At 70.5% G+C, this 25783-nt stretch carries 32 protein-coding genes; 31 read left to right on the top strand and 1 reads right to left on the bottom strand.

Going from position 1 to position 25783, the window contains the following annotated elements; all coding sequences use genetic code 11:
- The first annotated feature begins 221 nt into the window (after positions 1-221).
- From ABZ906_RS42975 to ABZ906_RS42845, 27 genes are all read left to right on the top strand, one after another.
- Positions 222-599 (top strand): hypothetical protein, encoded by a 378-nt coding sequence (locus tag ABZ906_RS42975; protein ID WP_361392355.1) that lies wholly within the window; start codon positions 222-224, stop codon positions 597-599.
- 1351 nt (positions 600-1950) lie between these two features.
- Positions 1951-2157, top strand: a complete 207-nt coding sequence (locus ABZ906_RS42970) for a hypothetical protein (protein WP_361392352.1) — start codon at positions 1951-1953, stop codon at positions 2155-2157.
- A 107-nt stretch (positions 2158-2264) separates the two neighbouring features.
- The gene (locus ABZ906_RS42965) at positions 2265-2729 is read left to right on the top strand and encodes a hypothetical protein (protein WP_361392350.1); all 465 of its coding nucleotides are present in this window, start codon (positions 2265-2267) and stop codon (positions 2727-2729) included.
- Complete coding sequence (locus tag ABZ906_RS42960) at positions 2729-4861, top strand: hypothetical protein (protein ID WP_361392346.1); 2133 nt, start codon at positions 2729-2731, stop codon at positions 4859-4861. Before ABZ906_RS42965 ends, ABZ906_RS42960 begins: the two co-directional genes overlap by 1 nt.
- A 170-nt stretch (positions 4862-5031) precedes the next feature.
- Complete coding sequence (locus ABZ906_RS42955) at positions 5032-6510, top strand: hypothetical protein (protein WP_361392343.1); 1479 nt, start codon at positions 5032-5034, stop codon at positions 6508-6510.
- Complete coding sequence (locus ABZ906_RS42950) at positions 6507-6698, top strand: hypothetical protein (RefSeq protein WP_361392340.1); 192 nt, start codon at positions 6507-6509, stop codon at positions 6696-6698. The genes ABZ906_RS42955 and ABZ906_RS42950 overlap by 4 nt, the downstream gene beginning before the upstream one ends.
- A 145-nt stretch (positions 6699-6843) precedes the next feature.
- The gene (locus ABZ906_RS42945) at positions 6844-7344 is read left to right on the top strand and encodes a hypothetical protein (RefSeq protein ID WP_361392337.1); all 501 of its coding nucleotides are present in this window, start codon (positions 6844-6846) and stop codon (positions 7342-7344) included.
- Positions 7328-7747 (top strand): RRQRL motif-containing zinc-binding protein, encoded by a 420-nt coding sequence (locus ABZ906_RS42940; protein ID WP_361392334.1) that lies wholly within the window; start codon positions 7328-7330, stop codon positions 7745-7747. Before ABZ906_RS42945 ends, ABZ906_RS42940 begins: the two co-directional genes overlap by 17 nt.
- A gap of 145 nt (positions 7748-7892) precedes the next feature.
- The gene (locus ABZ906_RS42935) at positions 7893-8462 is read left to right on the top strand and encodes a hypothetical protein (protein ID WP_361392331.1); all 570 of its coding nucleotides are present in this window, start codon (positions 7893-7895) and stop codon (positions 8460-8462) included.
- Positions 8463-8528: 66 nt separating this feature from the next.
- On the top strand, positions 8529-8738 hold the full coding sequence (locus tag ABZ906_RS42930; RefSeq protein WP_361392328.1) for a hypothetical protein: 210 nt from the start codon (positions 8529-8531) through the stop codon (positions 8736-8738).
- Positions 8739-8845: 107 nt separating this feature from the next.
- Positions 8846-9424 carry a hypothetical protein gene (locus tag ABZ906_RS42925; protein ID WP_361392325.1) on the top strand — a complete coding sequence of 193 codons (579 nt, stop codon included), beginning with the start codon at positions 8846-8848 and terminating at the stop codon, positions 9422-9424.
- Positions 9425-9531: 107 nt separating this feature from the next.
- Entirely contained in the window at positions 9532-9912 is a 381-nt protein-coding gene (locus ABZ906_RS42920) for a hypothetical protein (protein WP_361392322.1), read from the top strand.
- 96 nt (positions 9913-10008) lie between these two features.
- On the top strand, positions 10009-10713 hold the full coding sequence (locus tag ABZ906_RS42915) for a hypothetical protein (RefSeq protein WP_361392319.1): 705 nt from the start codon (positions 10009-10011) through the stop codon (positions 10711-10713).
- 88 nt (positions 10714-10801) lie between these two features.
- Positions 10802-11437 carry a hypothetical protein gene (locus ABZ906_RS42910; RefSeq protein WP_361392316.1) on the top strand — a complete coding sequence of 212 codons (636 nt, stop codon included), beginning with the start codon at positions 10802-10804 and terminating at the stop codon, positions 11435-11437.
- 87 nt (positions 11438-11524) lie between these two features.
- Complete coding sequence (locus tag ABZ906_RS42905; RefSeq protein ID WP_361392313.1) at positions 11525-12094, top strand: hypothetical protein; 570 nt, start codon at positions 11525-11527, stop codon at positions 12092-12094.
- On the top strand, positions 12094-12594 hold the full coding sequence (locus ABZ906_RS42900; protein ID WP_361392310.1) for an AAA family ATPase: 501 nt from the start codon (positions 12094-12096) through the stop codon (positions 12592-12594). The genes ABZ906_RS42905 and ABZ906_RS42900 overlap by 1 nt, the downstream gene beginning before the upstream one ends.
- Before the next feature lie 39 nt (positions 12595-12633).
- The gene (locus tag ABZ906_RS42895) at positions 12634-13431 is read left to right on the top strand and encodes a hypothetical protein (protein WP_361392307.1); all 798 of its coding nucleotides are present in this window, start codon (positions 12634-12636) and stop codon (positions 13429-13431) included.
- Between the two features lie 87 nt (positions 13432-13518).
- Complete coding sequence (locus ABZ906_RS42890; protein ID WP_361392304.1) at positions 13519-13944, top strand: NUDIX hydrolase; 426 nt, start codon at positions 13519-13521, stop codon at positions 13942-13944.
- 94 nt (positions 13945-14038) lie between these two features.
- Positions 14039-14338: a hypothetical protein gene (locus tag ABZ906_RS42885; RefSeq protein WP_361392302.1), complete on the top strand. Its 300-nt coding sequence runs from the start codon at positions 14039-14041 to the stop codon at positions 14336-14338.
- A gap of 88 nt (positions 14339-14426) precedes the next feature.
- Positions 14427-15107, top strand: a complete 681-nt coding sequence (locus tag ABZ906_RS42880) for a GGDEF domain-containing protein (RefSeq protein WP_361392299.1) — start codon at positions 14427-14429, stop codon at positions 15105-15107.
- Positions 15104-15565, top strand: a complete 462-nt coding sequence (locus ABZ906_RS42875) for a hypothetical protein (protein WP_361392296.1) — start codon at positions 15104-15106, stop codon at positions 15563-15565. The genes ABZ906_RS42880 and ABZ906_RS42875 overlap by 4 nt, the downstream gene beginning before the upstream one ends.
- Positions 15562-16122 carry a WhiB family transcriptional regulator gene (locus tag ABZ906_RS42870; RefSeq protein ID WP_361392293.1) on the top strand — a complete coding sequence of 187 codons (561 nt, stop codon included), beginning with the start codon at positions 15562-15564 and terminating at the stop codon, positions 16120-16122. The genes ABZ906_RS42875 and ABZ906_RS42870 overlap by 4 nt, the downstream gene beginning before the upstream one ends.
- A 2-nt stretch (positions 16123-16124) precedes the next feature.
- Positions 16125-16958, top strand: a complete 834-nt coding sequence (locus tag ABZ906_RS42865; protein WP_361392290.1) for a histone-like nucleoid-structuring protein Lsr2 — start codon at positions 16125-16127, stop codon at positions 16956-16958.
- 1 nt (position 16959) lies between these two features.
- Positions 16960-17448 carry a hypothetical protein gene (locus tag ABZ906_RS42860; RefSeq protein ID WP_361392287.1) on the top strand — a complete coding sequence of 163 codons (489 nt, stop codon included), beginning with the start codon at positions 16960-16962 and terminating at the stop codon, positions 17446-17448.
- Between the two features lie 10 nt (positions 17449-17458).
- Entirely contained in the window at positions 17459-18175 is a 717-nt protein-coding gene (locus ABZ906_RS42855) for a hypothetical protein (RefSeq protein ID WP_361392284.1), read from the top strand.
- A gap of 62 nt (positions 18176-18237) precedes the next feature.
- Positions 18238-18837 (top strand): hypothetical protein, encoded by a 600-nt coding sequence (locus ABZ906_RS42850; RefSeq protein ID WP_361392281.1) that lies wholly within the window; start codon positions 18238-18240, stop codon positions 18835-18837.
- On the top strand, positions 18807-19202 hold the full coding sequence (locus tag ABZ906_RS42845; protein ID WP_361392278.1) for a hypothetical protein: 396 nt from the start codon (positions 18807-18809) through the stop codon (positions 19200-19202). Before ABZ906_RS42850 ends, ABZ906_RS42845 begins: the two co-directional genes overlap by 31 nt.
- A 691-nt stretch (positions 19203-19893) precedes the next feature.
- On the opposite strand, the gene ABZ906_RS42840 is transcribed toward ABZ906_RS42845, so the two are convergent.
- Complete coding sequence (locus tag ABZ906_RS42840; RefSeq protein ID WP_361392275.1) at positions 19894-20514, bottom strand: hypothetical protein; 621 nt, start codon at positions 20512-20514, stop codon at positions 19894-19896.
- A gap of 219 nt (positions 20515-20733) precedes the next feature.
- Here ABZ906_RS42840 and ABZ906_RS42835 point away from each other — a divergent pair, with 219 nt between their 5' ends.
- The 4 genes from ABZ906_RS42835 to ABZ906_RS42820 all read left to right on the top strand — a co-directional run bounded on the left by ABZ906_RS42835 (position 20734) and on the right by ABZ906_RS42820 (position 25723).
- Positions 20734-22011 (top strand): ParA family protein, encoded by a 1278-nt coding sequence (locus ABZ906_RS42835; protein WP_361392272.1) that lies wholly within the window; start codon positions 20734-20736, stop codon positions 22009-22011.
- Positions 22008-23075: a ParB/RepB/Spo0J family partition protein gene (locus ABZ906_RS42830; protein ID WP_361392269.1), complete on the top strand. Its 1068-nt coding sequence runs from the start codon at positions 22008-22010 to the stop codon at positions 23073-23075. Before ABZ906_RS42835 ends, ABZ906_RS42830 begins: the two co-directional genes overlap by 4 nt.
- Positions 23076-23336: 261 nt before the next feature.
- A complete protein-coding gene (locus ABZ906_RS42825; protein ID WP_361392266.1) occupies positions 23337-25157 on the top strand; it encodes a DUF2637 domain-containing protein in 1821 nt (606 codons plus the stop codon).
- Between the two features lie 113 nt (positions 25158-25270).
- Positions 25271-25723: a hypothetical protein gene (locus ABZ906_RS42820; protein WP_361392263.1), complete on the top strand. Its 453-nt coding sequence runs from the start codon at positions 25271-25273 to the stop codon at positions 25721-25723.
- Positions 25724-25783 lie beyond the last annotated feature (60 nt).

Genomic DNA, 25783 nt, shown 5'->3' with positions numbered 1-25783 from the left:
GAGGAACCGGCAAGGGCGCCCCGAAGGGTGGGGAAGCCGCCGAAGGAGCGTACCTCGTTAACGTGCTTCTTGACATCGCTAACGAGCAGCGCTCTACTGAAGGCGCACCAAACCTCGCTAACGAGGTTGGCGCCGGGGTGCCGAAGAGGTGCTGCTGCGCCCTGCCCGTTCGCCATCGGGACGCCTCCCGAGATCAGCATGTCCGAGAGGGAATCCACCCCATGAACGTCACCCACCGCCCCTCCGCCAGCCTCGCTACCGAGACCTTCGACGCTGAGACGCTCGCCCTCCTGAAGGCGGTCGAGGTTCCGCTCCCCCCTTTCGCCGGCCTCGACCTGGACGTCGCCTTCGGTACGCCGCTCGAGATGTACGCCGTCGGCCCCCTTCCCCACGAGCGGCTGGACGGCCTGGACATCACCGCCGCTATCGCCGCGATCGAGGCCCGCGAGAACCGCATGCTCGCCGCCCGCGACATCGCCGCCACCGACCCCACCGCCACCGAGCTGGTGCGCGAGCGCCTGGTCGACGTGCTCCTCCCCTACGCCGCGCAGCTGCGCACCGTGCCGCCGGCTGCCGCGCTCCTCCCGGTCGCGGCCTGACTCTCCCCTGCACCACCCGCCGGGTCTTCGGACCCGGCTCCTTCACCCGGAACCGCCCTGGGGCGGCGCCGGATGTGGGAGCCGGAACCTCGGTGACCAGCACAACTCAACAGCGTGATCCACCACGGATACGACGGCTGTGACCACACCGGCCGAGGTGAGTGGAGACCCGTCGTGAGGCGTCATCACCGAGGTGGTGGCTGTCAGCACGTGCGAGGACCCATCTGGCGCCAACCCTGGTTGGCGGCCTGGAAGCAGTAAACGGCCGGGCGATTTTTACGGATGGAGAGCGCGGGGGGCTGACCCCCTTACGACGCAAAAGAACGGACCTGGCCAAGGGAACGGACGCCGGTGGCGCGACGACCCCGGGAGCGATAACTCGGGCGAGCGGGACAGAGGCACAGGTTCATATCGCACAGCACCGCAGGGCACGTCGTCTCCCTGTCTGGCACCACCGGACACGCCTTCGGGCCGTGTCGGAGCCGAGGTTCCGGCTTCCGCAAGACGATCACGCAGCGGCGGAAGAGGCCGCGCATCCAAGCACTTGCAGCCCCGCGCTGCCCAGACGCTCACCGTTCGCTTCGGCGCCCGGTGAGCGGTGGAGAGCGCGGAGAGCCCCGCTCCACCATCCACTGCGGAAGGAGAGCCGAACAGCCTGTCCCGCACTACAAGGACGGCCCCGGGGATCGCACCCCCGGGGCCGTCAGGACCTGATGTGGAGGCCCGATGAACATCATCACACGCAACAACCAGGCCGACGAGGCGCTGCGCAGGGCGCAGGAGGCAGACCGCCGCAACGCTCAGGGCGGTGCCAGCGATGACTGACGCCGACCGCGAGGAACTCCACCGGAAGCTCGCCGAGCAGAATCGGCAGTCGACCGGATCGAACGCTGGCAAGAAGTGACCCACTTGATAAGCCGGGCCCGGGCCGCGCAGCACAACGCGGCCCAGGGGGCCCTGGCCGCTCACGGCATACATCACCCGCTCGCCCAGGCCCTGCTCGTTGCCGCTGCCTCGGCTGCCGCCGGGGCCTGGGCGGCCGGCCATCCGGTGCACCGCCTGCACGGCCCCGCGGTCGTCCCCGGCCGACATCGTGAACCGCCCTCTGACCCCGCCAACTGACCACGGAGGACGGCGCGATGTGCTTCTGCCTGCTCGGGATGGCCAGCCCGCTGATCGTCGTCGCGGTGCTCCTGGCCCGCTGACTGCGCTTCCTGTGTTGCCCAGTCGCCACCGGCCCGCCCCGCGGCCCGGTGGCGGTGGAGAGCGAAGGAGCACATCGGCGTTTCGCTCGGTTCGGCTCTCGCGGCCGGTGAGCACTTCCCCGATTCCCCGTCCATTGGAGGACCCAGTGATTTCACTGCCCCTGTTCCTGATCGCCGGCGGCGCCACCTGGCTCTGCTGGCGCGCCGAGATCCAAGCGGGCGTTCTGATCTGCGCGCTCGTCTGCGGCTACGCCCTGGCGACGTCGCCGCTTCAGACCGCGATCAACGGCATCGGCACCGGCATCGGCGCCGCGATCTCCAGCGCCAACGACAGCGCCGCTGCCAGCAAGTGACCGTGTGCCGCTTGCCCGTGGCTCCGCACCGCAGGGTGCGGACCCGCGGGGAGGTGACAGCCCCCGAAACCGGCATGACCCCCTATCGGAAGGACCCGACCCCCGTCATGAGCGACAGCGACAGCGGCAGCGGCGAGAAGCTCGGCTCGAACCTCACCCAGCTCGTCCAGCAGCTGGAAAAGATCGAGTTCCAGACTGACCGCGACCTCTACCAGTACGCCCGGATCCTGCGGGCGCTCGGCCTGGAGCTCCACATGCGTGTGGCCATGGACGCCGATGTGATCGGCGCGATCCTCGCCCAGTACAAGGGCAAGTGGTACACGTTCGGCGTCCAGTCCAAGGTCCGCTCCAAGCTGGTGGCCGCCCACCTCAAGGGCGGTGCCTCTGCCGCGAAGGTCCTGGGCCTGAGCGGCATCAAGATGTACGCGTCCTTCGTCCGGCACTTCATCCAGCCCGAGATCGAGGCCGAGCGGAAGTCACGCGAGGGCAAGGGCAAGAAGCCCGGATTCTCCATCGGTGACAAGCCCAAGGGCGCCCCCGGCAAGCCCGGCGAGGGCGGGAAGGCCGCGTGATGGCCCGCCGTATCTCCGCACGAAGCAAGAAGATCTCCACCCGTACAGAGGAGCAGTCCTCAAGGAACGCGTGGGTCACCTACGGCGGACCGTGGGGCATCAACGTCGGCGGCTGCATCGTCGCCGAGACCGCCCACGTGCTGCTCGCCACCACCCCGGCCTCCCTGGCGCTCGCCGCGCTGGGGCTGGCCGGGACCGGCGCGGCCCTGTCCAAGTTGATCCATCACATGGACGTGAAGGCCAAGCGGGAGTTCGACGTGCGGTGCCTCCACCAGGTCAACGCCGTTGCCACCACGACCGGGATCACCCTGGGCACCGTGGTGGGCCTGGAGTCCGGCGCCACGATGGGCACCTGGACGCTCGCCGGGGCCGGCCTGTGCATCGCCAATCATTTGTGGTCGGCGCTGTACAAGAAGGGCAGCGAGAAGGGCGACGGCAAGTGGGCCAAGCTGGAATCCGAGATCGGGCTGGCCAAGCACGAGTTGAAGGAGGCCAAGTCCAACGGCAAGGGCACGGTCGTAGCCAAGGTGGAGGCCAAGGACGGGGCGACGGCGGAGGATCTCGCCCGCCGCATCCCCGCCATGACGGCCGCGCTCAAGCTCGGCCGGGGGCGCATCACCCACACCGTCGACGATGACGACGACTCCGACATCACCGTGCGGGTCCAGGTCGCCGACCTCCTCAAGGAAGGCGTCGCCTGGCCCGGCCCGTCCGCGTTCGGCGCCGGCTTCGGTGATGTGCCGATCAACGTCGGCATCTACGAGGACGGCGAGACGCTCAAGCTGAACCTGCCCGGCGTCCTCAACGACCCGCAGGAGGTCGAGGGCGGCGGCAATGTCGAGCATGCCATCGCGCAGGGCACCAACGGAGCGGGCAAGACGGTCGGCAACTCGATCATCGTCACCGAGGCCTCCACCCGCACCGAGGTGTCCGTCATCGTCATCAACTGCTCGAAGTTCATGCAGGACTACGGGCACGTCCGGCACGCCGCAGACATGGTCATCACCACCGAGAAGGAAGCGCGCCGGTTCTTCAAGCAGCTCCACACGGTCATCAAGGCCCGCGGCGATTTCCTCGCCGCCAAGGGCCTGTCCAAGTGGAAGCCCGGCTGCGGCCTGAACTTCCTTCTGATCATCGGCGAGGAAGCCGCGGACTTCGCCGACGGGGACGAGTACGCCAAGGTGCTGCGCACCCTGCGGTCCACCGGCGGCTGGTTCCTCTCCTCCATCCAGCGCGCCACGCACGACCAGATGGACACCACGGCGCGCTCCAACCACCCCGCCGGTATGGCTTATGGCCTGTCCGACGGGGCTGAGGCCCAGTACATCCTTCCGCCCGAGGCGATCGAGGCCGGCGCCTTCCCCGGCTGGGCGAACAGGAAGCCCGGCTACCTGTACGCGGCCGGGATGGGCATCGCCCAGGAACGCTGGGCCGTGACCGCCCGCACCTACGGCGCCGACCGCCCCACCCTGGCGGCCGCCGTCACCGCAGGCATGAACGTGCGCTCCCCCATGGACGAGACGACCGCGGCCGCGTTCGGCGCGCTGTGGACCAACCGCACCTTCTACACCACCCCGCTCCTGGAGGGCGACGCCGACGGAACCGGCGCCTTCCCCCAGCAGCCGACCGCGCCCGCCGCCCCAGCAGGCACCACGGTCTCCGAGGACGACGCCGACGCGGACGAGGAGGACGAGGACGTGGAGATCGACCCGGACCTGCTCGCGAAGGAGACCGAGAACTTGGACGAGGAACTGCGGCAGATCCTGGCCGCCGACCCCGAGCCCGGCGCGTACGACCACCTGGACGTCGAGTCCGAGATCGAGGCCCCGCCCGGCGACGCCCCGGTCTTCTCGCTGCCGGACCTGGTGGACGACAAGGAGAAGCTCTCCCCCGACGACACCAGGGCCGCCATCTTTGCCCGACTCGATTCATGGGTGCGCGAAGGCAAAGACAGCTTCGAACCCAAGGAGCTCAACGACCTGTGGATGCGGGTCGACAAGAAGGGCGCCCGCGACTGGTGGAACCGCCTGAAGAAGCAGCTCCTGGACGACGGCGTCATCGCCAAGGACACCTCCGACGAGGGCTACGGATCGTACGACCTGATCCGCTCCCCGCTCGACGAAGGCAACTGAAAGTAACCACCTACGGGAGGGGTCGCACACCGCACAGCGCACTGTGCGGCCCCCTCCCTCCCCTTAGGAAACCTCCAGTGTGCAAGCCCACACACATGTGATTGATCCCGGTTTGCGCCCTGTGCAGTGTGCGCCGCACACTCCCCCGCACACTACGGAAGGTAGTCACCATGAGCCCCCCGCCCGTGCCCCGGCAGACACCGGCCGGACCGCCCGAGCCCCCCGCGCCCGCCAGCGCGCACGACGCCGCCAGGGCTCGCAAGTCCATCGCCAAACTGGACGAGGTCCTGACCATGGTCACCAACGCGCTGCTGACCCTCGGAGGCGGCGCCCTGATCTTCACGTGTGTGAATGTGACCCGGTTCGGTGTTTCCCACGAGATCCCCTGGTACATCGCCTGGATGCTGGACCCCCTGGCCAGCCTCGCCCTGATCACCGTCCTGTACGTCGACGGCGTCCTCGCCGAGCACGGCGGCGACTACAAGCCCGGCGGCTGGCCGTTCCTGCTGCGCTGGACCGCCGGCCTGTCCACCTGGGTCATGAACTGCTGGACGTCGCTCTACCCCGACGGGCACTTCCACTTCGTCCCGCAAAAGCCCGACGCCGGCGGCATCCTGCTCCACTCCGTCGCCCCGGCGCTGCTGATCCTGCTGGCGGAAGCCGCCACCGGCTACCGCAAGTACGCCACCCGGCGCCGCGGCGAACTGAACGCGATCATCGCGCAGTTCGAGAACGCGAAGGCCGCAGAACGCGAGGCAGCCCAAACGCGAGCCCGCGCAGAGGCAGAACGCGAGGCCGCCGCCCAGCGAGAGGCAGCAGAACGCGAGGCCGCCGCGAAGCGCTCCCGCGAAGAACGCGAGGCCGCCCAGCGCGAACGCGAGGAAGACGCGAGGCGCGAAAACGAGCGGATCGCCGCGGAAATCGAGGCAGCCGAACGTGCCCGCCGCGCAGAAATCGAGGCCGAACGCGAGCGGATCGAGCTCCGCGAGCGAGCGGCCGGAATCGAGGCGGCCCAGCGCAAGACCGACGCCGAGATCGCGACGCAGCAGCGCCGCGCCCAGTGGGAGCTGGAACAGGCCGAACGTGACCGCGAGGCCACCCGCCAGGCCGAGATCACGACGGCAGAAGCGCAGGCCGAGGCCCTGCGCACGGAGGCAGCAGCCGCTGCCGAGACCGAGCGGATCAAGGCCGAAGCCGAAGCCCGCGCCCTGGAAGAGGCCGAGCGGTCCAAGCGGCAGCGCGCCCTTGAGCGGGCCACCGCCAAGGCTCGCAAAACCTCGGAAAGTGCGGGCGATCGCGACGCCTCGATTTCTGCGGGCCGCGCCTCGGAAAACGGCGCCCCGCTCAGCGCGGTACCCGCCCTGACCGCCGCCGCCCCCTCGGAAAACGGCGGCCGCGTACCTCGCGAAGTGCGCGAGAAGCAGCGCGACCAAGCCGAGCGGTACATCGCGAAGTGCTCGCTGTCCGGCATCGCGCCGGACCTGGAGCGCCTCGGAATCGAGTACGGCAAGGCCGAGACATGGGTCGGAGACCGCGTCCGCGCCGCCAAGAAGCGCCTCGCGGAAGAGGACGGATTCGAGGAGTCGGTCATCGCCGACGCGCTGGACGTATTCGAGGACGACAACAACGACAGCGCCGGTGCGGCATGACCCACCGGCCCGACAAAGAGAAAGAGGACGAGGAAACCGTGGACACGGACGTCGAGTTCGACTTCACCCACCTGGGCACCGAACCGGTCGCCCTGCTCCCCGCAGAGACCGGCCCCGAGCACCCGCCGACGATCCTGCCGCGCCGGGAAGCCCTGCTGCCCACACGATGGCGCCAACTCACCGGCTGAAGCCGCCGCCCTCAAGCTTCGGCTCCACCGGCACCCGAGATGTTGAAGCCACCTCGGGTGCCGGTGAAGAGGCCGAAGCCTCCCCAGGCGAACCTCACGCCAAATGACAGCTGCCCGAGCTCCCCAACAGAGGAGAGAACCCATCATGCCGTCTCGCGGCGAGCAGCCCCAGACCACCTACTACCCCACCCCGCTGCCGCCCCAGCACGGCCAGCCGCCCCTCCCCGCCCACGGGCAGCACACCGTCCCGCTCCCCCCGGGCACGGTCGTCTACCCGCCGACCGCAGGCATCGACGGAGTCGTGACCATGCCCGGCCCGAACGGCCAGCCGGTCGCCTACTACACGCCGCCGCCCGCCCCGGCCCCCGCCCCGCTGGTGTCCCCGCTGCTCGTCAAGGTCGCCCTGGGCGCACTCATCGCCGCCTGCGCCTCCGTCGCCCTCTACTTCCTCGGCCAGTTCGTCCTGGCCCTGGCCGCGCTCCTCAAGGCCCTGGCCATCCTCGCGGCCGTCCTGCTGGGCGGCGCCGTCCTCATCCTGATCTTCGGCCGCCCCGGCGGCGGCCCCCGCATCAACGTCCAGGCCCGCGGCCGCGCCAAGGTGCAGGTCCACACCGGCCGCGGACACAACCGTGGCCGCCGCCGCTGACCCTGCGTCCCCGCCGGCCGTCCGGGACGTCGACCTCTACGACAACGGCGACTTCCCCGTCTACCGCTGGAGGCAGGCTCCCCACGGCCTGGCCACCCGGCGGCAGTTGCGGGAGCGGCGCCTACGGCCCGGCGGCCAGGACCCGGTCGCCGCCATCGAGTGCCGGGGCGGCAAGCGCACGGCATGGCTGTACGACATCGAACTGGCCCTGCCGATACGGCCGATGACCCTGGCCAAAGAAGCCGCACTCGACAAGGCCATGGCCAAGCGACAGACCTGTCCCTCCTGCAGGAGGCGCTACCACCGGTGCCTGCCGCTGCGGAGCCTCGGCTCCTGCCTGGAGTGCCACGACGGCACCCCGGCCGACCCCGGCAGCTACATCCGCCCGCCGCAGATCAGCTGACCGCCACGGCCTGACACCTCCTCTGACGGCTGCCTGAGCCACCCGTGCCACGCCGCGAGCCGGGTCGTCACGAGCCGGACAGCCCGACCCCGCGCACAGCACCGCCCATCCACAGCGCCATCGACAACCACGAAGGAGACGACCGGTGAGTGAACCCGAGATCCCGCCGCTGGAGACCCTCGACGACACCCGACGCAAGCCCCCGCCCCGGCGGCCCGACGCACCCCGCCCCCGCATCGGCCCGATAAGGACCCTCGACGACATTCCGCCCGCCGCCCTCGCCCTGCTGGCGGCCGTCGCGTGCCTCGCGGTACTCCTCGCCCTCAAGTGGGGGCTCTCCCACGGCCTGGACTGGGGCCGAGAGCAGGACTGGGCATGGGCTACCCAGTGGAGCGCCACGATCACCGACCCCGTACACGCCTACCTGCGAGCGCACACAGTCGGCCTGCCGGTCACGGCAGGCACGGCGATCGGCATCTGGCTGTGCGTCGGCGGCGCCGCACTGATCGGATCCTGGATCTCCCCCGGCTTCGGTCCCCGTCTCACCTGGCTCTGCCACGGTGCGGCCACCGTCGCCATGGTGTGGGACGCCTCCCCCGCCGCCGGACGCACCGTCGCGGCAGGCCTCGCCGTCCTCGCCTGGACGGCCCTGTCCACGCTGGCGATGCGCGGCTTCTCCCTGCGGCCCGTGATCAACGTCCTTCACCGATCCTGACGGCTGCCTAAGCCACCCGCCCCGCCAAGCGGGCCGGGACAAGCCCGGCCCGGATGGCAGCCGCACGTGACCACAACCCCTCTCACCCTCACCGGCGACCGGAATCTGGACGCCGCCTGCGCCGCCGTCTCCGGCGAGATCGCCCGCATCACCCGGATCACGGCGCTGTCCCCCATTGCCGTCGGCAAGCTCGAACGCCTGTCCCGCGCGGTCGACGTCAACCTCGCCGCGCTCGCCCTGCTCCTGGTCGCCGCAGTCCTCGCGGTCACCGGATGAGCAGCTGGCCGCACGCGCTCGCCCTGGTCCTCATCGCCGTGGCCGCCATCGCGGCCCGGCGTCACCACCCCGCCGTACGACCCGACATCGACAAGGAGCAGTAGCCCATGGCGCTCACCCTGTTCGCCCGCCGCACCGAGCCCGTCGAACCGCCGGCCCCCGAGGCGTGGCCCGAGACCGGCGAGACCTGGAAGCCCGAGGGCGTCACCATCGCCGAGCGGTACTACAACCAGGCGAGCTCGGTCGTCCTCGTCTACACCACCGACGACGGCGGCCCGTTCGGCACCTACTACTCGGTCGCCTGTCTGGGCTGCCACTACGCCACCCGCGAGAACGGCGAGCGCAGCTACAGCACCCGCTACAGCCTCGCCGACGCCGCGAAGGTCGCCAACGAGCACGCCACGACCTGCCGGGCGCTGCCCCGCGACATCCCCACCCGCCCGGACGACGACACCGTCCGCGAGCGGCTGCACTCCTGGGTGCGCGGCGCCCGCCACAAGGACAAGGACGTCCACCTGTGGCTGCCCTACCTGGACCTGATCCGCCTCACCCTCCAGCGCACCAACGCCTGGATCGAGGCCGAACTCCAGCAGCTGGCGGCCGACCAACCCGACGTCCTGCGCACCGAGCGCAGCGAGTACAGCGACTCCGTCTCCTACTACGCACGCCGCCTCCCGGAGAACTGACCGGCGCTCTCCGCCCGTCCCCGCCCGCCGCACGTCGGCGGCCGGGGACGGGCGGTGTCCGCCCGGTCAGCCGAGACCAGGCGCCCGGCCCTCCCCCGGAGGTCACCGTGTCCCTCGCCCGCCGCTCCCTCATGGAGGCCGCCGCCGCCCGCTTCGGCTGGCGCCGCGCCTACGGCGACACCACACAGGTTGAGGAGCTGCTCACCGAGCAGACCGAGACCGCGTACACCGAGGCCGCCGACCACGCGGCCCTGGCGACCGCGAAGAACGACGACGCCCTGGCCGTGCAGCCCGGCGTCCTGGACGTCCGCGGCCGGATTCTCGCCGACGTCCTCTACATCGAGGGCGTGTTGACCGGCGCCCGCAACCGCGCCCTGCCGAAGGAGCTCATCGAGCGCCTGGCGGACGCCGTCGACCACGGTCACGAGCTGACCGTGCTGCTCGCGGACACCGTCCGCACCACCGCCGCCGTCCACGCGGCGAACTGAACGCCCGGGGCGGCCGCAGGCATCCACACCCGGCCGCCCCGGTGCACGCCCCTCCCCCACCAGAGCGCACTGACAGGAAGAAGGAGCCCCATCATCATGACCGCAAATCTGCGCCAGACGGCCATCACCGTCGCCCACACGGTGATCGACGGCGCCAGCACGGCGGCCGCGCTGATCGGCGGCGCCGCCGGCGCCTCCATCGGCTACCAGATCGCCCCCGCCAGCTGGAGCGACGCGGCCCGCATCGGCTTCGCCGGGGCGGCCGCCGTCGTCGGCGCCGTCGCCATCGACGGACTCGCCGAACTCGTCCTCGCCCCGCTGCGCCGGCTGATGCGGACGCGCAGCCCGCTGCCCTCCACCCGCCGGTCGGCCCCGGCCCCGGCCGCCACGCTGGACGAGGCCCTCGCCCAGGTCGTCGTCGCGACCGAGGAGGACGCCGCACACCGTGCCGCCAGCGCATCCTTCCGGATCGACGACGGCGACAACTTCCTGCGGAGCGAGGACCGGTGGCGCGGCTACGAGGACGGCGAGGCCAGCTTCTACCTCGCCCCCGGCGTGGTGCTCCAGCACCGCACGGAGAAGAGCAAGTACGGCCACCGCGAGCCCCGCTTCACGCTGCTGACCGGCGACGGCGAGCAGCCGGTGGCCATCACCGGCATGGAGCAGATCCGCCACCACCTCGCCGCCCGTGCCGCCGGCCTCCCCGCCGCCCCGGCGACCGCCGCCACCGAGGACGGAGACGACGAGGACAAGGTCGCGATCACCGAGCTCGACAACCACTTCAAGGCCCTCGGAGCCTGACGGGCTGCCCGTTCCGCCCCGGCCCTTCCCGGCCGGGGCGGTGCGGCGGCCAATCAGCCCCACCTACCGGCCTTTCGAAGGAGACGCAGTGTTCCGACGCAAGACGAAGCTCGACCGGGTCAGCATCGGCAAGGCCGGGCTGTTCATCCCGCGCCGGGTCCGTGCGGATGTCGAGGCCACGGTGCCCATGGCCCAACGCCTGGTCCAAGACCACTTCGGGCAGCGCCCGTTGGGGGCCGTCACGGTCATCGTGGCGAAGCCCAGCCGGATCCCCGGGCTGGCCGCCTCCGCACAAGGGCCCGCCGCAGGGGTCCCCGAGACGGTCTGGCAAGAACGGGACCTCAGCATCACCGCCCGCCCCAACACGATCTACGTCGTCACCGTCGTCGCCCCGAACGGCGAAGTCTGGATGCTGCTCAACAGCCGCCTGGCCAGGACGAAGCCCCAGGAGCTCGGCGCCACCCTCGTCTACGGCTTCGTCGAAGTCGACCAACTCTCCGAGAAGGCCGCCATCCAGCGGCGCCTCGCGCTGACCCGGCACGAGATGGGGACCAAGACCCTGCCGAACAGCAAGGCGCGGCGCCTGTACCGGGACGAAGAAGACATGGAGTACGAAGCCGAGCAGATCACAAAGAAGATCGTCGGCAAGGTCGTCCAGAAGCACGAGAAGGCGGAGAAGGAAGCCGGCCGCGAAGTCGGCCAGGCCGAGCAGAGCGCCGCCTGACCAGAACCCGTTTCGCCCTGTCCCGGCCCTGCCCCCGCCGGGGCGGCCCCTTGCCCGTCAGCCCGCAGTCACCATCAGGAGGCCCCCATGCAACACCCGGCCGCGCAGGCCCCCGAACGCTTCATCGAGATCGTCGCTCAGAGCGCCGGAAGCGAGTGGACCCCGCCCAACATCCTCGACTGGCCTGTTAACTTCACCCGCACCGCCGACCGCACCCTCACTATCTACCCGGACCGGAACAACAACCGGATCATCTTCACCACCACGGCGGCGACCGCCCCCGCCCGCGAGTGCCACGCGAAGTACACCCCCGACCTGGCGGGCCACGACGGCATCGACGGCTGGCTCGCCGACGGCGACCTGGACGCCGTCGCCGACGCCCTCGCCGTCGTCGTACGACGGCTGATCGACCAGCCGCTCCCCCAACCGTCCGCTCCGCACCCCGACCCGGTCGGACGGGAGATGGAACAGCTCGCCCGGCATGCCCAGGAGCTGGCCCGGCTGACCGCCCGCTTCGACGCCGACCTCATCCGCGGCGAACCCGTCGCCGACAAGGCCAGCCGGATCACCCACCTCGCCCAGCTGGCCGAGCAGTCCGCCACCCGCGTGGACGAGTTGCGCGGCCCGGCTCGTGCCCGCACCGCCGGACGGCTCTGATGGACCTCCCCGCCGGCGCCCTCTGCGCTCTGATCGGCCCGCCGGGCAGCGGCAAGTCGACCTTCGCTGCCCGATACCCAGACAGTTGGCGCGTGTGCCTGGACGTCTACCGGCGCCTGGCTACCGACTGTGAGGCCGACCAGTCCGCCACCCCGGTCGCCGCCGAGATCCAGAATCTGCTCCTGGACGCCCGGCTCTCCCGGGCCCTGATCGTGGTGGTGGACTCCACCAACGTGCTCCCGCACGTCAGGGCCGGGCTGCTCGCCCGCGCCCGCTACTGGAGGCGGCCCGCCGTTGCCGTCCTGTTCGACGTTCCGCTGCCGACAGTGGAAGCCCGGAACGCGGGCCGCGACCGCGTGGTCCCGCTGCACATCGTGCGCGAGCACCACCAACTGCTGCCCGACGCCGACCAGCTCCACCGCGAGGGCTTCGCTGCGGTGCACCTGGTGTCCGAACTCCCGGCCACCTCCGGCGCCCTGCAGCAGGGAACCCGCCGCTGACCTCGCGCACCTGCGCACCGACCCGACCTGGAGGAACCCGTGGCACGCAGCGCCCGGACCGTCGTCCATTACATGGCGACCCGGCCCGACGGCACCGTCCCGCCCACCGACATCTACCTTGCCCGCTCCTGCAGCGGCCGGGGCGAGACGATCCCGACCGTCAACCTCGCCGACCACATCGGCCAGATCGTCGACCACCCCAGCCCCGGCCAGATGTGGTACACGGACAAGCCGTTCAGCTACTTTCACTCGTACACCCGGCCCGGCGAGATCCTGGAACGCATCGAGGACGGCTGGCCGGTGCGGCTGTTCGTCGTCGAGCCGCTCGGCGAGACCGGCAACTGGGGCGGTCACCACTACCCGTACTGGCTGATGTCCCACCAGATCCGCGTTGTGGCGGAGACCGACGGCTGGAAGGTGTTCGGGCACCGTGGCGCGCAGGTCCTCCAGGTCCTGGCCCACCTGCCCGACCTGGCCCGGCAGTGGGCCGATCAGTGGGCCGCCGACCCCCAGCGCACGCGCCACATCTACACAGTGTGGGAGAAGCGGGTCGAGCACACCCACGCCCTGAGCTCCTGGGCTTTCCGGCGGGCGCAATGCTCCCGCCGTTCGGCCGGCCTCCAAGCGGCCACCCAACTCGCCGGGAACGCCGCCGGGCAGGCCGCGACCGTGGCCGGAGCCACCTCGCATGCCGTCGCCATGATCCAGCTGCGGGCCCGCTGCCTGGCCGCCGGTCAGCTCATGCACGACCGGATCTGCTCGGGCGAGTACGAGCAGTCCGTGCGTGGCCTGCTGCTCGGTGCCGGACTCGACACCCCGGCCCCCGTCACGGGCTGAGCGCACACCCCGATCAATCCCCCGCGCCGCCCCGGCCCACCGGCCGGGGCGGCCTGCTTCATTCCCTTCGAGACCAGGAGGCACCCGATGCCCGCCACCACGACCGAAACCCCCGACAAGCCGATCCGCCTCACCGCCGACGTCGTCCTGCTCGCCGCCCGCCACATCCTGCTGATCGAGCGGAAGTGGGCCCCCTTCGAGGGCCGTTGGGCCCTGCCCGGTGGCCATGTGGACAGCGGAGAGACCAGCCGGGCCGCTGGTGCCCGCGAACTGCAGGAGGAGACCGGGATCACCGTCCCGGCCGCCGACCTCAGGCTGGTGCGCACCTTCGACGCCCCCGGCCGCGACCCGCGCGGCCGGTACGTCAGCGTCGCCTACACCGCCACGCTGCCCTCGCTGATCCAGCCGACAGCAGGCACCGATGCCGCTTCCGCCCGCTGGTGGCCCCTGGACATGCTCCCGGACCTCGCATTCGACCACGCCGAGATCGTGGCCGCTGCCAGGAACCGCTGACCACGGACGCGGCGCTTCTCCGTGCCGCCCCGGCCCACCGCCGGGGCGGTCGCGGTGTTCCGCCACGACCAGCACAGGAAGGAGAGGGACCGTCATGGCACACCCGACGCTCTTCGAGGTGGACGTCCCGATACACGACACCACCGGCATGCACGGGCTGCACGTGTTCACCGGCCAGGCCACCTCGCGCAGCGAGGCCCTGACCCGCGCCCACCTGGCCTACGACGCGGCCCTTGCCGCACAGCGGGCCGGACTCAAGAACCCCGGCCGTCAGGAAGGAGGTTGGGGAGCGCGCGGAGTGCGCGACGGCTGGGAGCTGGACTGGGCGGCGGCGACGGCCGGCCCCTGGACCAACCCGTTCAGCTGGACCAGCAAGAGGTCCTACGAGCTGTAGATACGCCCCGAGGCAGACGCAAACGGCCTGGTAACCGACGCCTGCCTCGGGCCACCCGTCCCGTACAAGACGAGAGGGAGTCACCAGTATGGCCTCCACCGCGCGCCGTCAGGCCCCGATCGGGCCACGTTCCCTGTTCCTCACCACGCTCGCCGTACCGCTCACCGGCTGGACCGTGCACGCGCTCACGCTGCACCGCAAGCTCGCCGCCGCCCGCCGCGACCCGCTCACCGGTCTGCTCGGACGAGACGGCTACACCGCCAAAGCCCGGCAGATCACCGACCGGTACGGAGATCATGCCCTGGTGGTCCTGGTCGACCTGGACCACTTCAAGGAGATCAACGACGGCCCCGGCGGGCACGCCGCCGGTGACCGCATCCTGGCCGCCACCGCGAACCGGATCACCGCCTGGGCCGGCAGCCGCGGCGCCGTCGGACGTCTGGGCGGCGACGAGTTCGCCGCAGCGGTCCGGACCGCACCCGCCCGCCGCGAACTCCGCCTCGCCCAGCTCATGCAGCTGCTCGCGCAGCCGGTGGAAGCCGACGACGGTCTCCTGGTCGACGTCTCCGCGTCGATCGGCGCCGCCTGCCCCGACCTCCTCGACACCCGCGACCTGGGACTGCTCCAGCGCGCCGCCGATGCCGCCATGTATGCGGGCAAGCACACCGGTCGTGCGGTCCTCGCCGGGCCGCAGCACGCCGCCGTGCCGTCCATCAACGGCCGCCGTGCCGGACGGCCGGGCACCAGCATCCGGGGACGGGCGGCATGAACCAGCCCCCCGCCACCGCAGACCCGGGCACCTGGATCAGGGGCATCACGATCCGCCAGCCCTGGACGACCTGCATCCTCGCCGGGAAGAACGTGGAAAACCGCCCGGCCCCCTGGTCCTGGCGCGGCTGGCTGCTGCTGCACGCCGGGCAGACCACCGAACGGGCCCCGCTGCGCGACCCGCTGGTCGCCACCGCGATCCGCGGCCGCACCCTGCACACCCGCGCCGTCCTCGGCGTCGCCCGCCTCGCCGACTGCCACCAGGACGCCGCCAACACCGCCCCGTGCTCGCCATGGGCGCAGCCGGGCGCGTTCCACCTGGTCCTCACCGACGTCCAGGAACTCGCGCTGCCCATCCCGTGGCTGCACGGCCGGCTCGGACCGTGGCGCCCGACGCAGGACCTCGTGAACCAGATCCGCCTCCAGCTCCCCCATCTCTCCCCGGAGGGCACCTCATGAGCGGCCACCGCAGCGGCGTCCCCAACGCGCCGACCCTTATCTCAGCCGACGACCGGATCCCCTTCCCCCACACCGACCAGCGCCTGCGCTGCCGCACGGAACCCGCCCTGTTCGCCATCGAGGACGTCCACAACACCGAAGACGACTCCCACGCCCGGGAAAAGGTGCTCATCAAGGCCAAGCGCGCCTGCTCCGGCTGCCCCATCGTCACCGGCTGCCTGAAGTGGGCGCTGGCCAACCCCGACCTGACGAAGACCGGGGTGTGGGCGGCGACCACCGCCCGCGACCGCAAGCAACTGCTCGCGCAGCTCACCGACCGCCTCGGCGAGGACTGGATCGGCGTCGTCGCCGAACAGGACCGCCGCCAGCGGGAGAAGCAGCGCGCGGCACGCAGCATGCCGCCGACCGTCCGCGAACTGGCCCTCGCCCGGCTGGAGCTCGAACTCAACCCCACCCGGCCCGAACCGTACGACCGCTGGAAGGAACCGATCACCCCCCAGCAGGCGGCGGCCAACCGGCGCGTGCTGCAGCTGGCCGTCAACGGCAAGGCCGCGTAGCCGTGTTCAACGACTGGACCGAAGCCCTCGAAGCCGAGTCTCTGCCGCTCGACCCGACTTCGACGCAGCAGCTCGCCGCCGCAGCCCGGGCCACCGCCCGCCGCTCCCACGACAAGGACGACATGGCGCTGCTCCTGGACGTCCTGGGGCTGCCCACCGACGAAACGACCCTGACCGCCCTGCTCCCCCTCATCCCGGAAACCGGAGACGCACCCACCATGACGAACACCCCCGACCCGGCCCTGTCCGCGCACGAGGCCATGGCCATCTCGATGCACAACAACGGCGACACCGAGCAGGTGATCTGCCAGGCCACCGGCCTGAGCAAGACCGAGCTCGGCGACCTCATCGCCGAGCAGGTCCTCGGACTGCCCGGCGAGGCCGCCGACGCCCCGGACATCAAGCCGGTCACGCCGGCCGCCTCCGCCGACTTCCAGGAGCTGCTTGCCTGGGCGACTGCGCACCCGGCCGCCTCGGTCCGTAACCGCGCCGCCCGCATCACCGCCGACCTGTCCGAGCTGACCGACCGCCGCGACAGCGAGGCGGCACAGCGCGAGGCCGAAGACAAGGTCGCCAAGGCCAAGGCCGAACTGGAAAGCGCGCAGGAGCACTTGCGCAATGTGAAGACCGGCACCCGCGCCACCACAGCGCCTGCCACCGCGCCCACCCCGATCCGGGCGGGCCTGGGCAGCGGCCGCACCCGGGAGGAGCTCGCCGCCATCCGGACGTGGGCGCGCGCCAACGGCCACCAGGTCGCCGACGCGGGCATGATCGCCAAATCGATCCTGGCGGCGTATGACGCCGCCCACCAGACGCCGGTCCGGAAGGCCGGCTGACATGGCCGCCGACGACGAGATCTGCCTGGACGGGTTCGTGGAAGAGCCGGCCGTGCCCGGCGACCCGCACGACTGCACGGCACGGTTCCGCCTCACCGTCTCCCCCACGGACGAGCGCGCGGACGAGATGATCATGCCGTGCAGCGTCACCGACCCGCAGCTCGCGCACCAGGCCATTCACGAGCTGGGGCCCGGCGACGAACTCCGCGTCACCGGCCACCTCCGGCTGCCCCGCACACCGGACGAACCGATGATGCTGGTCGTCATCACGCTCGCCCTGCTGGAGCCCGCCCCCGTGCCGTCCGAGCCGACCGCCACCGGTCACCTTGAGCGGCACGGGCCCTACGTCTGCTGGTTCGATACCGAGAACCCCGGTGAGGTGCCGGTGTGGACCGAAGCCGGGGTCTGGGTCGGAACCGCCGGTGATCCGGGAACGCTGGGCAAACTGATCGAGAGGTTCGAGCAGCGCCCGGCCGCCGGCGGCGAGTAGCGCAGCCGCTATGCCCATCCGCCCCGAGAACCTGCACCGCTATCCGCACGACTGGAACGAGATCAGCGCGCGGATCCGGTTCGAGCGGGCAGACGGCCGCTGCGAGTGCACGGGCCACTGCGGCCTGACGCACCCCGGCGGCCGCTGCCCCGCCGTCCACGAGGAGACCCACCCCGACACCGGATCCCTGGTCTGCCTCACCACCGCCCACCTCAACCACACCCCCGAAGACGTGCGCGAAGCCAACCTGCTCGCCGCCTGCCAGCTCTGCCACCTGCGCATCGACCACGGACACCACCGGGTCACCCGCTCGATCACCCTCGCCCGCCGCGCGGCCGCCGCCGGACAGCACGGACTCCTCCCCGAGACCGCGCTCACCCGCACCGAGCCACCCACCCCACCACGCCCCGCCCCGGGCCGCGCCCCCACACCCCTGCATCACCAACTGCCCTTCCCCGACCCCGAACAGGAGACGACCCCCATGGCCCGCATCAGCGTGAAGATCATTCCGCTGCACCCGGACGGCACCGAATGCACCGACCCGGTCCGCCCCTCCGGCAAGCCCCGCGACCCGGACTCCGGCTGCGCCGGCCGCCGCAACTACGCCGTGGTGTGCAGCGCCTGCGGCCGGGTCGATGAGCCGCACACCCTCCGCGTCCTCGCCGAACCGGCGCAAAGCGCGCACCGCGACAGCCACAGGGCCGCCCTCACCCCGGCCACCAGCTGACCCCCACCCGCCCGGCCGCCGGGACCACCCGGTCCCGGCGGCCCCGTCGAATGAGAGGTCCGATGCCCACCACCGCCTTCGATCAATTCACCCAACGCATCACCGACGTCACCGCCCAGCTCGCTGCCCACGGCCTCCCGCTCACCGCGCCTCCCCCGCCGACCGCAGCCCCACCCGACCCCACCGATCCGTGGGCCAGCAGCCACTCCGCTCCGGTCGACCGTTCCACCCTCGCCTGGTGCACCGCCGCACAGATGCTCGCCGAGCACCACGACACCGGCATCGACCGCCAAGTCCTCCCCGCCGACGCCCTGCTGCGCGAGCTGGGCATCCGCGGCCTGGCCCAGCTCCACACCGACCTCCACCACGGCGCCCCCATCGACTACCGCGCCACCCGCTGTCCGTACTGCTCCGGCATCGGCGAGGACCCCACCCTGCCGACCTGCAAAGACCTCGGCTGCCCGCCGTGGCACGAGTTCGACGGCCACGGACACTCGTGCCCGGTCTGCCGCGGCGAGGACTACCAACCCGCGTGGTTCGCCGAAGAGCACATGCAAAAGCTGGAGAAGCTGCTCGCCGACGCCATCGAGGAGAGCGAGGAACGCGGCTCGCTCCGCCGCCGGCTCGGCACATGGCTGCACACCCGGCGACCGCGCCCGTGACCGCCCGCTTCCGCCGCTGCGGCCACGGAACCGGCCCCCTGCACCCCGGCGACCACAAGGCCGTCGCAGAGTTCACCGCCATGCTCACCGCCCGCCGGCAACCGGCCCCCTGGACCGGCCGCGGCGACGTCGCCGTACGGATCGGCAAGCACGGCCTGGAGCGCGGACGGCCGCTCGCCGGAGAAGAGTCCGGCGCCGATCCCCTCGCCCTGGTCCTCATCCACCCCGACACACAGACCGCCCTGACCGCCACACTGCACTGCACCAGGGCCCGCATCCACGGCGCATGGGCCGAGCCCTACCGGCTCCTCACTCACGCCGTCACCGGAAGCCACCTGCCCGTCGGCATCGATCTGAGTACCTGAGCACCCTCGAGGCGGCCCGCGTCGCCCGGACCTCGATCCGGGCGACGCGGGCCGCCCTTTTGCGTTTCTGTGCAGTGCCCGACTCCCGATCGATAGTGACGGGTGCGCGTTCGGCAGGCAGGAAGCCCCCGTTCTGTTCTGCGGTGCCGCTGATAGGTCTTGGTCACCAGGGCGGCGTGCCTCAGAGCGCTTGAGGTGGGACAACGGGTGTCCCACCTCAACAGCCGTGGGGTGTAAGTGCCTGGCGTGCTCGGCATATCCGACGGGCTCAGCCTGGCGCCTGTCCCGTCTCGCTGAACCGATTCGACCGCGATCCGTCTCACTCAATCCAGTCGCTGCAGGCCAACGCGCGAGGGTTGGCGTGATACTCGTCGGGCAGGCGTCTCACCGAAGTTTGTCCGCCCAGGTCAGCGGATCGCGGTCGACTGGGTTGAGTGAGAACGGACAGCGCCGCTCGACTCGATGTCGTCAGATACCGCAACGATGGCGAGACTATTACGTCGTAATGCCCTTGGAGCGACGATGGTGCTGCCGGGGCGAAGCTATTACGGCGTAATAGTCGAGAGGTGTCCTGTCTCAGGTAAATCGGGGTAGTGCGAGTCGGTGACCTGCGGTGCCCGGAGATCAGTGAGACGGTTCAGCTTGTGTCCGTCTTGGCTGACTCCGGGCATGCCGACTTGGGGCATATGCCTCAGCTATCTGCGAGATCCAGCGCCTTCTTGGCCTGCTTGCGGAACTCGCCGCAGAGCATCCTGTAGCGGTGGACCTCGACGCGCAGAAAATCCATTTCGGTTGCGCTGCCGCCCTCAGGGGCTTCCTGCTCAGCTTCCTTGGCGAAGAGCTCGGAGCCCTCGATCAGGCGGTGTGCTGACTCAATGATCGCGAGCCCGGGGGCGATGACGTCCGACGGCCCCTCCAGGTCAATGCGATCGAACGCGGTGGTCAACGCGTGCAGTCGCTTGGGTGCCCTCTTGCGCCAGGCTGCACTGGGCTCGGCCGGGAAGGGCGTCCAGAGTGTGTCCGCCCAGGTGATCGTCTCCTCTAGAGTCTCGGTTTCCAGATCGGCGCCGTTGGTCTGATGGGCGACGGAGTCGCGTTCCTCGGCGCGGAACAGTTCCTCAGTTACGGGTATGAACGCCCGCGCTGCGTCGACGTAGGCCAAGTAGGCGTCCTTGCGGCGGTCGTGTCTCCAGGTGTCGCGCTGTGCCTGTTGCTGCTTTCGTTGGTTGCTGATGGTCGCCCAGAGCGCGCCGGAGAGACCGATGAGCGCCGCTAAGAGGGCGCCTGACGCCGTGATCACGGAGTTCTGCATCCCCGCATTGTGCGATGTTCGGATCGGTGACGGGCGGTGGTTTCGTGGTGCGGTCACCCGTGCCGCGATGACCTGAGGTGCCCGGAGACGACTGAGACGTCAGCTAACTTGCCCGGAGATCTCCGAGACTGCCCGGACATCGCAGAGGCAGGACAAGAGGCGTGAAAACTAACGTGTCGAAGTCTCTATGGGGTGACTGGCGTTAGTAAGGTTCCTTCCATGAGCTCGCCATCCAACGACCGCGAGAAGGTCGTCTCCAAACTCCCCAGCCAACTACGGCACGATCTGAAGATCCGAGCCGCCCAGCACAGGATCGACGTCCAGGACGCGGTAGAGCAGGGCGCCACCGCCTGGATGAACCTCGCCGCCGCGCCCCCGACCATCGATACCGCTGGCGCGGCCCCCTTCTCCACCTTGCTTCCCACGGGACTGTGGCCCGCCTTCACTCAGGTCGCCAAGGACCGAAGGCTCTCGCTGATCCAGGGACTCGCCCAGTCAGTGCAGCTATGGATCGACAGCAACCCGCCCCCCGCCGTGCAGCGTCGCACGCACCCCAAGCGTCGCATCGTCTGCAACCAGAAGGGCGGCGTCGGCAAGACCGCCGTCACCTCGGGGCTCGGCTCAGCGCTCGCCGAGGACCCTGACTCGCTGCACCCCGTGCGGATCTCCCGACACCTCGCTGACATGGTCGCCGCCCAAGAGGCCGCCGCCCTCACCGAGGAAGGCAAGCGCAGACCGCACAAGACGGAGCTGAAGGTGGAGGAACTGCCCGGTCTGGGGCGGCGTGTCCTGTTGGTCGACTTCGACCCGCAGCGACACCTGACCAAGCAGCTGGGGCAGGAGGAGATCCGGATGGCCCCCGACGTGGACAGCCTCAGCAAGTTCATGTCCGGTGAAGCCAAGGGCGACATCCGCGATCTGGTCGTCACGCTTGAGGACGAGCGGTACGGCGGCCGATTGGACTTGCTGCCGGGCTGTAAGGATGCCTTCCTCCTGGACGTCGCCCTGTCCAAGGTCCGCTTCCGCGAAGCAGCCCTTGAGCGGGCCCTGGCACCGCTGGAAGCCGACTACGACGAGATCATCATCGACTGCCCTCCCAGCCTGGGACTGAGCATGGACGCCGCGATCTACTACGGGCGGCGTCGCGATCAGGAAGACACCGGCGTCTCCGGACCACTCATCATCGTGCAGGCCGAGGACAGCAGCGCCGACGCTTACGACCTGCTGACCGAGCAGATCGAAGACCTCCGCGACGACATGGGCATCGAGCTCGACTACTTGGGCATCGTCGTCAACCTCTACGACCCGCGCCGCGGATACATCGCCACCTCCTCGCTCGACGCGTGGATCGCCATAAAGGACCCGCGGGTCGTCGCTGTCATCGGCGACCTAGGCGACCAGCGCAAGGCGGTCCGCATGAAGCAGCCGCTGCTGACCTACGCGCCGGGCGGCGAGCAGGCCATCACCATGCGCGCACTGGCAAGGGAGCTGCCGTGAGCAAGATGTCTGAACAGCTGGGCACCGGGGCGTCCTTCGGCCGGGCCCGTCCCGTCAGCGACCGCCGAAAGGCCGTGGGGGCAGCGACGGGCGTGCCCACCGAAGGAGTGCCCGATCCGACCGCACTTCCCGTCGGCCGCATCAGCCCCAACCCCGACAACCCGCGAACCGAGTACGGGGACCTGACCGAGCTGGGCGCAAGCCTCCGGGACCACGGACAGAAGCAGGCTGTCACGGTCATGAACCGTGACGCCTACGTGGCGGCGAACCCTGCTAGGGCGGACAAGCTGGAGGACGGCGCCACGCACGTGGTTGTCGACGGCAGCAGCCGCCTATGGGCCGCCCGTGAGGCCGGCGTCGCCGAGCTGAAGGTGATGGTCGACGACACCCAGGGCAGCACCGAGGAGGAGCTTCTTGAGTCGGCTCTGGTCGCCAATGTGCACCGTGCGGCGCTCGAACCGATGGATGAAGCCCGCGCCCTCCAGCGGCTGCTCGTCATCCACGGCACACAGAGCAAGTTGGCCAAGCGGCTGCACCGGTCGCAGGGCTGGGTTTCTCAGCGCCTGGCCCTGCTGGGCCTGACTCCCGAGCTACAGGAGAGCCTGGAGCGCAAGGACGAACCCGTTGACCTCCTGCGGGCTGTGGGCAAGAAGCCCCACGGCGAGCAGCAGAAGGCGCTGGACGAGCTTAAGAAGCAGAGGGCGGCTGAAGAGGCGGAGAAGACAGAGAGGCGACGCACTCAAGGCAAGCCGGGCACCAAGAGCAAGGACTATTACGCCGTAATAGAGGACGACGGCCCGAGCAGAGAAGCGGCGTCCTCCGGGAGTAGCCGCACTTCGCGGAAGGGCGGCCGGGCGCCCGTCAGTGGCGAACCGTTTGACGGCGACAGCAACACGGGGGAACACGAGGGCCCGACGCACCGTGAGCGGCTGCCCGACGTCGTCACAGTCGGCATGATGCCTTGGAGGGACTACCGGTCAGTGCACAAGACCATGCAGCACTGGATGACACCGGAGGACTACCAGTCACTACGCAAGTTGATGATCGCCGAAGACGACAACTGACTTGTGGCGCGGCCCCGTTCCCAGGGAGTGGGGGAGCGGGGCGCCGCACGGCTGGTGGGGTCCCGCGGCTGACTCGGTCCTCCCAGAGCGCTGGAAGCGATCACTTGAGGCGATCGCTTTCGTTGAGGAATACCGGCGCTCAGCCACCGAACTGATCCAACCCGCCACGCAACGTGAGATCGTGAAATCCACTCAGGTGTGAGGGCAGCAACGGAGGAGGGGCGGCAGTACGTGAGTGCGGCTAGGGGAGGGGCGCCGGTTGTGCTCGGTCGGACTCATCGGATCCTGATCGGCGTGGTCGTCGCCGGTGCGGTCGTCATCGCCGGTATCGGTTTCGCGGGGTCGTACGCGGCCGTGCGCGAGCTGGCCGAGAAGAAGGGCTTCGGCGGCTTCTCGGTGGTCTTCCCCATCGGTATCGACGCGGGTATCTGCGTCCTGCTGGCCCTCGACCTCCTGCTGACGTGGATCCGCATTCCCTTCCCGCTCCTTCGTCAGACGGCGTGGCTCCTGACGGCGGCGACGATCGCCTTCAACGGCGCCGCCGCCTGGCCGGACCCGCTGGGCGTGGGCATGCACGCCGTCATCCCGGTCCTGTTCGTGGTGGCCGTGGAGGCTGCGCGCCATGCGGTGGGCCGGATCGCTGACATCACGGCGGACAAGCACATGGAGGGTGTCCGGCTCACGCGCTGGCTGCTCTCGCCCGTGCCGACGTTCAAGCTGTGGCGCCGGATGAAGCTGTGGGAGCTGCGTTCCTACGAGCAGGTCATCAAGCTGGAGCAGGACCGCCTGATCTACCAGGCCCGCCTCCAGGCCCGCTTCGGCCGCTCCTGGCGCCGCAAGGCCCCGGTCGAGTCGCTGATGCCGCTGCGCCTGGCGCGGTTCGGCGTACCGCTTGCGGAGACCGCTCCGGCGGGCCTCGCCGCGGCGGGGATCGAACCCGCATCGCTCCCGCTGCGGTCGCAACCGCGGACGGCGGACGAGGTTGAGGTGGAGTGGGGGGAGCGCGAGGACACGACCCCCAGCCCGGCCCAGCACCCGCCGTTGAGTCTGAGCAAGGACCCGGCAGACTCGCAGCCCGCCGGCGGCAGCGCACGGCTCGACACCCACGGACCGCGCAGCGTCCCCGCACCCCGAGCCGAGGGTGCGCAGCGGCAAGCCCCGCACGTCGACAGCGCGAACGCGGACATGGCAGCGATAGAGCAGACGTACGCGGACGACACCGAGGACACCGGTCACGGGGGAGAGGACCAGCCGGCGGCGAGCCCTTGGTTTAGTGCGCAGACCCGGCCCACGGCACAACTCGAAGACGAGCAGTACTACTTCGCGTACTGCGCCTACGTCGCCGAGCTCGGCGACTATCCCAACGCCCGGCAGTTCGGCCTGTTCCTGCTGGACGTGTACGGCGTGACCGGCCGCGGCGGCGGCCCGCTGGACGAGCAGACGCTGGCCCCCCTCCTGCCGGGACTGCAGCAGCGCTATCAGCAGGACCTCCACGCGGAGACCGCCCGCCTGGAGCAGGACGAGCTCTTGCCCCCGGACTCCGGCCACGTCCTGGACGAGGCCGCAGGCGTACCCGCCCCGCGCCCCGCAGCCGAGCCGGAGGTGCAGCACCCCGCTGCGTCCGGTCGTCTGGAGGAACAGCACGAGCCAGACGCGGGCGACGGCCCGCCCCCGCACGAGCCGGCCCCGCACCAAGAACAGCCAACCGCCGTGGATCGCTACTACCTCGGCTACGAGAGCTTCCTGCACAGCCACGGGCGCGAGCCGAGCCGCGAGGAACTGGCCGCGCACCTTGCCGAGCAGGGCATCACCAACCCGCAAGGCCGGCCGGTGAAAGCCGCTGCGGTCGGCCGCTACCAGCTGGAATTCCGCACCTACGCGGTGTGGGCCGAGATGTACGAGGCCAGTGACACCGAACCCGGCCTTGATGCCCTGCTCGCCGAGGTCGACGGACGCGGCATCCGGGGCCTGCACAACAAGCCGATCACCACGGAGTGGATGGCCGGACGGATCGACGACTTCCGGCGCCGTCGCCAGGCGATCGCCCCGTCCCTCGTCGACTGGTCATCGGTCACCGGGTAACCGCAGCGCCCCGGAACGGCCGGCCATCGGTCCGCTGCGCACCACCCATCGCTGCACAGCAGCCACCGGTTCGCTGCGCACTGCGCACACGACAGCAAGGGGAGGGAGAGACGATGACCAGCGCACTGCTCATCGCTGCGGACGCGTCGGTGACCGATGTGGAACTGCCGGGCGATCGGACTGCGCAGCGCACGGCACTGACCGATCGGGTCGGAGGCGAGACAGAGGCGGTCTACTACCATCGCTCGACCGTGCTCCACCTGAACAGCAGCGGCGCCCGGCTGCGCCTCCCGCCGAACATCACGGCGTGGACGCTGGCCTGCGTCTGGCGCCGGATGACGCTGCCGGCCGACTACCTCCTGCATGGCCCGGTCGTCGTCACCGGCGCGTACAGCGATGGCGGGGAGCTCGATGCGCTGCCGGACCAGTTCGCTGCGCAGGCACGCACGGCCGCGGCCACGGTCCGCGAAACGATGACCGCCTGGCGACAGCGGCCGCCGGTCTCCGATGAGGCGGCACTGGCCGAACTCCTCGCTTACGTACGACGCGACGTGTCGTCGCTCTGACTACGCAGCCAGGCGAAGTGCCGCCCCCTGGGTGGGCAGGGGCGCTGCGCACTGCGCAAC

Source organism: Streptomyces sp. NPDC046925, assembly GCF_040644915.1.
In the GTDB taxonomy this organism is placed as follows: domain Bacteria; phylum Actinomycetota; class Actinomycetes; order Streptomycetales; family Streptomycetaceae; genus Streptomyces.
Note: the sequence above shows the minus strand (reverse complement) of the source record. Positions and strands in the feature narration are given on the sequence as shown.